The sequence below is a fragment of the Shewanella sp. SM101 genome (genome assembly GCF_025654465.1).
Taxonomy (GTDB): Bacteria; Pseudomonadota; Gammaproteobacteria; order Enterobacterales; family Shewanellaceae; genus Shewanella; species Shewanella oncorhynchi.
In genome coordinates, this window is record NZ_JAKKRH010000128.1 from 1 (window position 1) to 1035 (window position 1035).

Genomic DNA, 1035 nt, shown 5'->3' on the forward strand with positions numbered 1-1035 from the left:
TGCCCGGTAGCTACGTTCGGAATCGATAACCGCTGAAAGCATCTAAGCGGGAAGCGAGCCCTAAGATGAGTCATCCCTAGGAATTTAATTCCTCTAAAGAGCCGTTCGAGACTAGGACGTTGATAGGCATGGTGTGTAAGCGTTGTGAGGCGTTGAGCTAACATGTACTAATGACTCGAGAGGCTTAACCATACAACCCAGATGGGTTTTATAAGCAGCCTTAGACAGAATATCGACACTTGATAAAGTGTGAACTCAAACAAAGCAAATCAGCTTTCCGAATTATTATTAGCGTGAGCCAGAGATGGACACGGTAATAAACAGAATTTGCTTGGTGACAATAGCCTTGTGGAACCACCTGATCCCATCCCGAACTCAGAAGTGAAACGCAAACGCGCCGATGGTAGTGTGGGGTCTCCCCATGTGAGAGTAGGTCATCGCCAAGCATCCAAATAAACACCAAAGCCCTAGCCTAAACCGCTAGGGCTTTGGTGTTTATACGCTCCGCGAAAACTTATCTCGATGTCAACCCGCCGCTAAGCGGACTCCCCAGCTACGAAGACAAGCTTCTTCGCGTTCAATCATGGCTAAATACTCCGTATTTATACCAATTATATTAATTATGTGATCTAATTGGTCATCAGTTTTTAATCATACAAAATATGAATCATCCCCACATCGCAGCCTTAGTAAAATCGGAGAAAAGTGCACGCAAACGTATGCGCTATCTTGCCTTACTCCATTTCACTGAAGGTCATTCTCGTACCGCCATCGCAAGCATGCTTAAGGTATGCGTCTAGCGAAGTACACCTAGCATCGATGTTCTGATTGTCTAAAAATACCTGCTCAATGATAAATTTGGAGCAGGTGATGAAAACATACAGAACAACTACTCAGTGGCAGATGCTACTTCAACAACGCGGCTCGTTTAGTGGCACTAATATCGAATTTTGCCAACACCATAATGTCTCTATCACCACTTACTATAAACAGCGCGCTTTACTGGCTGAGTATCAGCCTAATTCAACCTTGCCA

2 rRNA genes and 1 pseudogene are annotated in these 1035 nt (G+C 44.5%); all 3 read left to right on the top strand.

Annotation, left to right across the window (positions count from 1 at the left end):
* A 23S ribosomal RNA gene (locus tag L5M38_RS24175) occupies positions 1-192 on the top strand; the annotation flags it as partial.
* A gap of 138 nt (positions 193-330) precedes the next feature.
* Positions 331-446 (top strand): 5S ribosomal RNA (gene rrf / locus L5M38_RS24180).
* A 216-nt stretch (positions 447-662) separates the two neighbouring features.
* A pseudogene (locus L5M38_RS24185) lies at positions 663-791 on the top strand (IS630 family transposase); the annotation flags it as partial.
* Positions 792-1035 lie beyond the last annotated feature (244 nt).